Source organism: Flavonifractor sp. An91 (assembly GCF_002159225.1).
GTDB lineage: Bacteria > Bacillota > Clostridia > Oscillospirales > Oscillospiraceae > Flavonifractor > Flavonifractor avicola.
On record NZ_NFHA01000013.1, the window covers coordinates 75,233 to 82,592 of the forward strand.

Genomic DNA, 7,360 nt, shown 5'->3' on the forward strand with positions numbered 1-7,360 from the left:
ACAGATACCCCCAGTCGAGATTGATTGCTTATCTAACATTATAGAGGTAACCTGTCGGTAAGCGCAAGGGGGCGAAGAAAATTTTGTAGAACCGTGGGAATTGAAAAAGAAGGGCGGCCATTATATAATGAGCGGGATAACGATCAGACTTTGGAGGTATGCCTTTGGAACCCCTGGAACTGCTTCCCATCCCGCTGCTGCAATGGTATCGGGAAAATGCCCGGGTGCTGCCCTGGCGCAGCGACCCCACTCCCTACCATATATGGATCAGCGAGATCATGCTCCAGCAGACCCGGGTGGCGGCGGTGCTGGACTACTACCGACGCTTTCTGGCGGAACTGCCCACTGTGGCGGATCTGGCGGCGGTGGAGGAGGATCGGCTCATGAAGCTGTGGCAGGGGCTGGGCTATTACAACCGGGCCCGCAACCTGCAAAAGGCGGCCCGCCAGATCATGGAGGACCACGGCGGCGTCTTTCCCGACACCTATGAGGCCATCCACGCCCTGTCTGGTATCGGCGACTACACCGCCGGGGCCATCTCCTCCATCGCCTTCGGCATTCCCGAACCGGCGGTGGACGGCAATGTGCTGCGAGTGGTGGCCCGCATCACCGGGGACGACGGGGATATTATGAAGCCGGACACCAAGGCCCGGATGGGAGCGGCTCTGAAACGGGTGATGCCGGTGGATGCCCCCGGGGACTTTAACCAGGCCCTGATGGAGCTGGGGGCCACCGTGTGCCTGCCCAACGGCGCCCCCCTGTGCGATCAGTGCCCGGCCAGAGACTTCTGTGTGGCCCGTTTGACGGAGCGCACCGGGGAACTGCCGGTAAAGGCGGCCAAAAAGGCCCGGCGGGTGGAGGAGCGGACGGTGTTCCTCATCTTCCGGGATGGGGCGGTGGCCCTCCGGCGGCGGAAGAGCCGGGGCCTGCTGGCAGGACTGTGGGAGTACCCCAACGAGCTGTCCCCCGCACCCTGCCCGGTGGAGGCAAGTTCTCTGGAGCAGGGACCTTCCGGCAAGCATATCTTTACCCATATTGAGTGGCATATGAAGGCCGTGCTGGTCCAGACGGCCGGCGATACCCTGCCTGAGGGCTGGGTGTGGGCCACTCTGGAGGAACTGGACCGGGACTACGCCGTGCCCAACGCCTTTCAGGCTTTCAAACCTGCGGTGGAGGGGCGGCTTAAAGGAGAAGGAGAGGAACCATGGCAAAGCTGTATTTCCGGTATGGAGTGATGGGCTCCAGCAAGACCGCCAACGCCCTGATGGTGCGCTACAACTATGAGGAGCGGGGCCAGGATGCCCTGCTGGTGAAGCCTGCCATCGATCAGCGGGACGGGGCCCGGTTCGTGGCCTCCCGGGCGGGGCTGAGCCACGACTGCATCTATTTTTCTGACCTGATGGAGATGACCCCCCGGGAGCTGAAGCCCTACGCCTGCATTATCGTGGATGAGGCCCAGTTCCTCAGCCGGGAGGAGGTGCGCTACCTCACCGACCTGGTGGACGACTGGAATATCCCGGTGATCTGCTACGGCCTGCGGGCCGACTTCAAGGGGGACCTGTTCCCCGGCTCGGCGGAGCTGCTGGCCAGCGCCGACGTGATCGAGGAGGTTAAGACCATCTGCTGGTGCGGCAAGAAGGCCCTGTGCAACGCCCGTTTCGACGAGCAAGGCAATGTGCTCAAGGAGGGCGAGCAGGTGGTGCTGGGGGCCAACGACCGGTACATCGGCCTGTGCCGTAAGCACTGGAAAGAGGGTAACCTGGGCCCCAAGCAAAAGTAAGTCCCAGGAAAGCGGAAAGGAACCATTGAAATGATCTGTAATCTCTGCCCCCGGAAGTGCGGGGCGGTGCGTACGGCCGACCGGGGTGAGGGCCGCTGCCGGATGCCAGAAGCCCCGGTGGTGGCCCGGGCGGCTCTCCATATGTGGGAGGAACCCCCCATCTCCGGTACAAAGGGCTCGGGCACCGTGTTTTTCTCCGGCTGCTCCCTGGGGTGTGTGTTCTGCCAGAATGAGCAGATCAGCCACCGGGACTTCGGAAAACCCATCACGGTGGACCGGCTGCGGGCCATCTTCTTTGAACTCATTGATCAGGGGGCCCACAACATCAATCTGGTGAACCCCACCCACTACGCCCATGTGGTGCGCTCGGCGCTGGCCGAGCCTCTGCCGGTGCCAGTGGTGTGGAACTCCGGCGGCTACGACCGGGTGGAGACCCTGAAAGCTCTGGAGGGCAAGGTCCAGATCTACCTGCCCGACTACAAGTACCGCATCGCCGATTATGCCGGACGCTACTCCGATGCCCCGGACTATCCCCAGGCGGCGGAGGCGGCCATCCTGGAGATGTTCCGCCAAACCGGTCCTGTCCGCTGTGAGGACGGCCTGTTGAAACAGGGCGTGGTCATCCGCCACCTGCTGCTGCCCGGCAAGCTGGCCGAGGCCAAGCGGGTCATGGACTGGGTGGCGGAGCACTTCGGGCCGGGAGAGGTGCTCTTCTCCCTCATGAGCCAGTACATCCCCTGGGGCCGTGCGGCGGATTATCCGGAGATCAACCGCCGGGTGCGCCCCTCGGAGGTGCGGGCGGCGGAGGCCTACATGGCGGACCTGGGGCTGGAGGGCTTTGCCCAGGGGACGGAGGCCGCCCAGGCGGAGTATATCCCGCCCTTTGACCTGACCGGCGTGTAAAAACTGCATATCCCATTCTGGGGCGGGCCGCTGGCCCGCCCTTTTCCTGTCAAATGGGACAACCACCCCGCATAAGCATAGGTCGGAGGGGGTGGAGGCCATGGAACGAGACCGGAAACGGCCCGGTCTGCTGGAAAAGACGGCGGAGGTGCTGGACCTGCCCGGGGACGTGGTGGCCGGCCTGCCCAGGGTGGAGCTCACCGGCAGCCGGGAGCTGAGGATGGAAAACCACAAGGGCATCCTGGCCTATGGCAGCCAGGAGATCCACATCTCCGGCGGCAAGCTGGTCATCAAGGTGCGGGGCAGCAACCTGGAACTGAAATCCATGAACGCCAGCCAGCTGCTCATCACCGGCGAGATCGACGGGGTGGATCTGACCTGAAAAAGGAGGTGGAAGGATGCTGCTGCGGCTGGTGAACGCCCTGCGGGGGAGTGTGCGTCTGGAGGTGGAGGGAGCCTTTCCAGAGCGGTTCCTCAACCTGTGCGCTCAGCGGGGCATTTTGTTCTGGAATGTGGAGTGGATGGAGGCCACCCGTCTGCGGCTCACCGTCACCCGCCGGGGCAGCCGTCAGGCCGCCGCCCTGGGGGAGCGGACGCTGTGTACCGTTACCCCTGCCGGACGAAGCGGAATGCCCTACTTCCTGGCCCGGTTCAAGAAGCGGTATGCCTTCTGGGTGGGGATGGGCCTGTCCATGGCGGCGGTGTGCGTTCTGTCCTCCTTTGTGCTGACCATTGAAGTAAAGGGCAACACCACCGTGCCCACCGCCCAGATCCTCACCGAACTGAGGCGGCAGGGGTTGGGTATCGGTACCTTCGGCCCCGGTTTGGATGAGCGGGCGGTGGGCAACAAGGTGCTGCTCCAGCTGCCCCAGCTGTCCTGGTTGTCCATCAATCTGTACGGCACCCGGGCGGAAGTGCTGGTGCGGGAGGCGGTGGAGGCACCCGAACTGGTGGACGCTCAGGAATATGGCAGTGTGGTGGCCCGGGCTTCCGGCATTGTAACCCGTGTGGAGGCTCTCACTGGCGAGGCGGTGGTGAAGGTGGGGGATACGGTGCTGGAGGGGGAGACTCTCATCTCGGGCACTGTCCACCTGGAAGGCCCGGCCTACAGCGATAAGCCGGAGATCGGGCAGATACAGGTGCGGGCTTCCGGTCGGGTGTACGCCCGGACCTGGCGCACCATGGCGGCCCAGCTGCCCCTGGAGGCTCAGGTGAAGCGGTACACCGGGGAGGAGACCAATCTGTGGTCAGTCACCGCTCTGGGCCGCCGGACCGATTTTTTTGGAAAGGGTGGAATTTCTTTCGACAGGTATGATAAAATAAGCCATACCTGGACCCTGACCCTGCCCGGCGGCGAGGAGATGCCCCTGGCCGTCCAGCGGGAGACCTGCCGGGCCTATGAACTGGAGACGCTGGCCGTGGAGCCGGACGCGGCGGAGGCCATGCTGAAAGAGCGCCTGCTGGAGGCGCTGGAAGAGGCGGTGGGGGAGGGAGAGATCGTCAGCACGGAGTTTGCCGTGGAGACGGAGAACGGGATGCTGACCGTGACCCTTCAGGCAGAGTGCCGGGAAGAGATCGGGACATTTGTGCCCGATTCCACTACACAAGAAAACGAGGCCGATCCATGATAGAACAGACCATCAATATCGAGCGGATGGAGGACGTGGTAGACGTCTTTGGCTCCTTTGACGAGAATATCAAGCTGGTGGAGCATGAGCTGGACGTGACGGTGGTAAGCCGGGACAACCAGCTGAAGGTGTCCGGCGAGGCGGAGAACGTGATGCACGCCGTCAAGGCCATCGAGGGCCTGCTGGGCCTGGCGGGGCGGAAGGAGACCATCAGCGAGCAGAACGTGCGCTACATCATCAATCTGGTAAAGGCGGGCAACGAGTCCCACATTAACGACATTGCCCGGGATGTCCTGTGTGTCACTGCCAAGGGCAAGCCTATCAAGGCCAAGACCCTGGGCCAGAAGCGGTATGTGGACGCCATCAAGAAAAATACCATCACATTGGGCATCGGCCCGGCGGGCACCGGCAAGACCTATCTGGCGGTGGCCGCCGCCGTGGCCGCCTTCCGGGACAAGCAGGTCAACCGCATCATCCTGACCCGGCCCGCCGTGGAGGCGGGCGAGCGGCTGGGCTTCCTGCCCGGCGATTTGCAGAGCAAGGTAGACCCCTACCTGCGGCCCCTGTACGACGCCCTCTTTGAGATGCTGGGGCCCGAGACCTACCAGAAGTACCTGGAGCGGGGCAACATCGAGGTGGCTCCCCTGGCCTATATGAGAGGCCGCACCCTGGACGACTCCTTCATTATCCTGGACGAGGCCCAGAACACCAGCCGGGAACAGATGAAGATGTTTTTGACCCGCCTGGGCTTCGGTTCCAAGATCGTCATCACCGGCGACATCACCCAAATCGACCTGCCCCGCGACACTGTGTCCGGCCTGAAAGAGGCCATGCGGGTGCTGGACGGGGTGGAGGATATCGCCATCTGCCGCCTGAACGAGTCCGACGTGGTGCGTCACGTCATTGTCCAGCGGATCATCAAGGCCTATGAGGCCGACGAGAACCGCCGGGCCAAGAAGGAGAAGAAAGCATGAACCATGAGATCATCATTGAGACCGAGGTGGATGGGGCGGAGGAGTACGCCGACCTGCTGCGGCAGGTGATCCCCGCCGCGCTGGACGCCCAGGGGGTGGATGTACCCTGCGAGGTGGACGTGCTGTTCACCGACGACGAGGGTATCCACCAGATCAATCTGGAGCAGCGAGGGGTGGACAGGCCCACCGACGTACTCTCCTTCCCCATGTTCGACCTCCAGCCCGGAGAACATCCCGCCGGGGAGGACGCCGATCCCGGCACCGGCCTGGTGCCTCTGGGGGATATGGTACTCTCCCTGGAACGGGCCCGCGCCCAGGGGGAGGAGTTCGGCCACGGTACCCGCCGGGAGGCGGCCTATCTGGCTGTCCACTCGGTGCTCCACCTGCTGGGGTACGACCATATGGATGAGGGCCCCATGAAGGCCCAAATGAGAGAGCGTGAGGAGATCATCCTGGGGCGGCTGGGCATTGGCCGGGAGGGACAGGATGGGTAAGGTTGGACGGTATGCCGCCGCCGGCGGGGCCATCTCCATCGGCATCTGCATCCTGCTGTGCATGGCGCTGGGCAGCATGGTGGAAAACGCCATAACGATTGTGGCCTGCGGAGTGCTCTTTGCGCTGCCGGGTATTGTGGCCGGCTGCGCCTGGGGGCTGTATGAGGCGCTGAAAGAGAGACGGAACGACTGGGAAAATACGAAATAACGCTCAAGAAAGTTGAGGATCACCTATGGAAATTAAAAAATCTGGAATGATCAGCATCGTGGGCCGGCCCAACGTGGGCAAGTCCACCCTGACCAACGCCCTGGTGGGTGAAAAGATCGCCATTGTCTCCAACAAGCCCCAGACCACCCGCAACCGCATCAGCGCCGTGGTCAACCGGGGAGAGTGCCAGTACGTTTTCCTGGACACTCCCGGCCTCCATAAGGCCCGTACCCGGCTGGGCGACTACATGGTGAAGGTAGTCAAGGAGAGCGTGGCCGACGTGGACGCCATCCTGCTGCTGGTGGAGCCCATCCCTCACATCGGTGGCCCCGAGGCCGAGCTCATCGCCCGCATCAAGCAGTTGGGCGTGCCCTCCATCCTGGTCATCAACAAGATGGACACCGTGGAGAAGGAGGCCCTGCTGGCCGTCATGCAGACCTACGGCCAGGCCCACGACTTCAACGCCATCCTGCCCATCTCCGCCAAGCAGAACGAGGGCGTAAACGAGCTGCTGGACCTGCTGGCAGAGTTCCTGCCTGAAGGCCCCCAGCTCTTCCCTGACGACATGGTCACCGACCAGCCCGAGCGGCAGGTGTGCGCCGAGATCATCCGGGAGAAGCTGCTGCTCTGCCTGGACAAGGAGATCCCCCACGGCACCGCCGTGGAGATCACCCGCTTCTCCGAGCGGGACAACGAGATCATCGACCTGGACGCCACCATCTACTGTGAGAAGGCCAGCCACAAGGGCATCATTATCGGCAAGGGGGGCGCCATGCTCAAGAAGATCTCCACCCTGGCCCGCACCGACATCGAGGCCTTTATGGGTACCAAGGTGTTCCTCCAGACCTGGGTGAAGGTCAAGGAGGGCTGGCGGGACAACCTGAATCTCATCCACAACTTCGGCTACCGGTGTGACAATTAGTTGAAAAACGTCCCGCCTGTCGCAGCAATCCTGACGCACAGGTGGGCGGCATCACATAGTATTTTTAAGGGTCTTGGAGCAATCCGAGGCCCTTTTTTCGTACCCTTGACACCCATTCAAGCCTGTTCCCAAGGCTCGTCACGACCTCTGGAACGAGGTTTCCGAGGCGAAAATCCTGCTCCGGTGTACGTGCCTATTTTGCCGCAAAATGTGCGGAAAACGGCAGTATTTGTGCCGGAATATGAAGCAAATGCTGACGCATCCGGGTACGCTCCATGTTTGGGGTGAGGGTGATGGGGTGTGTGAGGGGAAGAGGGAGAGGGGTACAGGGAATGGGTACAGGGATATGGTGCATGACTGGGAAAAGTGATGGGGTTGAGAGGGTGGTATGGTATGTTGGTGCGGTCAGGATATGTGAGATTGTGGGTACGGTTTGTAAGTTACAGGTACA

The 7,360-nt window shown here is 62.4% G+C and carries 9 protein-coding genes; all 9 read left to right on the forward strand.

Going from position 1 to position 7,360, the window contains the following annotated elements; all coding sequences use genetic code 11:
- Positions 1 to 164 precede the first annotated feature (164 nt).
- The 9 genes from mutY (at position 165) to era (ending at position 6,909) form a co-directional block, all read left to right on the forward strand.
- A complete protein-coding gene (gene mutY / locus B5G42_RS09360) occupies positions 165 to 1,235 on the forward strand; it encodes an A/G-specific adenine glycosylase (RefSeq protein ID WP_087269450.1) in 1,071 nt (356 codons plus the stop codon).
- Positions 1,205 to 1,780, forward strand: coding sequence for a thymidine kinase (locus B5G42_RS09365; protein WP_087188096.1), 576 nt, complete (start codon positions 1,205 to 1,207; stop codon positions 1,778 to 1,780). Before mutY ends, B5G42_RS09365 begins: the two co-directional genes overlap by 31 nt.
- A 30-nt stretch (positions 1,781 to 1,810) precedes the next feature.
- On the forward strand, positions 1,811 to 2,683 hold the full coding sequence (locus B5G42_RS09370; RefSeq protein WP_087269453.1) for a 4Fe-4S cluster-binding domain-containing protein: 873 nt from the start codon (positions 1,811 to 1,813) through the stop codon (positions 2,681 to 2,683).
- Between the two features lie 100 nt (positions 2,684 to 2,783).
- Positions 2,784 to 3,065 carry a YabP/YqfC family sporulation protein gene (locus tag B5G42_RS09375; RefSeq protein ID WP_087188098.1) on the forward strand — a complete coding sequence of 94 codons (282 nt, stop codon included), beginning with the start codon at positions 2,784 to 2,786 and terminating at the stop codon, positions 3,063 to 3,065.
- Positions 3,066 to 3,081: 16 nt separating this feature from the next.
- Positions 3,082 to 4,311: a sporulation protein YqfD gene (locus tag B5G42_RS09380; RefSeq protein WP_087269456.1), complete on the forward strand. Its 1,230-nt coding sequence runs from the start codon at positions 3,082 to 3,084 to the stop codon at positions 4,309 to 4,311.
- Complete coding sequence (locus tag B5G42_RS09385) at positions 4,308 to 5,285, forward strand: PhoH family protein (RefSeq protein ID WP_087269459.1); 978 nt, start codon at positions 4,308 to 4,310, stop codon at positions 5,283 to 5,285. The genes B5G42_RS09380 and B5G42_RS09385 overlap by 4 nt, the downstream gene beginning before the upstream one ends.
- The gene (gene ybeY / locus B5G42_RS09390; RefSeq protein WP_087269462.1) at positions 5,282 to 5,779 is read left to right on the forward strand and encodes an rRNA maturation RNase YbeY; all 498 of its coding nucleotides are present in this window, start codon (positions 5,282 to 5,284) and stop codon (positions 5,777 to 5,779) included. The genes B5G42_RS09385 and ybeY overlap by 4 nt, the downstream gene beginning before the upstream one ends.
- Positions 5,772 to 5,987: a hypothetical protein gene (locus tag B5G42_RS09395; RefSeq protein WP_087269465.1), complete on the forward strand. Its 216-nt coding sequence runs from the start codon at positions 5,772 to 5,774 to the stop codon at positions 5,985 to 5,987. Before ybeY ends, B5G42_RS09395 begins: the two co-directional genes overlap by 8 nt.
- Positions 5,988 to 6,012: 25 nt before the next feature.
- Entirely contained in the window at positions 6,013 to 6,909 is an 897-nt protein-coding gene (era, locus tag B5G42_RS09400) for a GTPase Era (RefSeq protein WP_087269468.1), read from the forward strand.
- Positions 6,910 to 7,360: the final 451 nt, after the last annotated feature.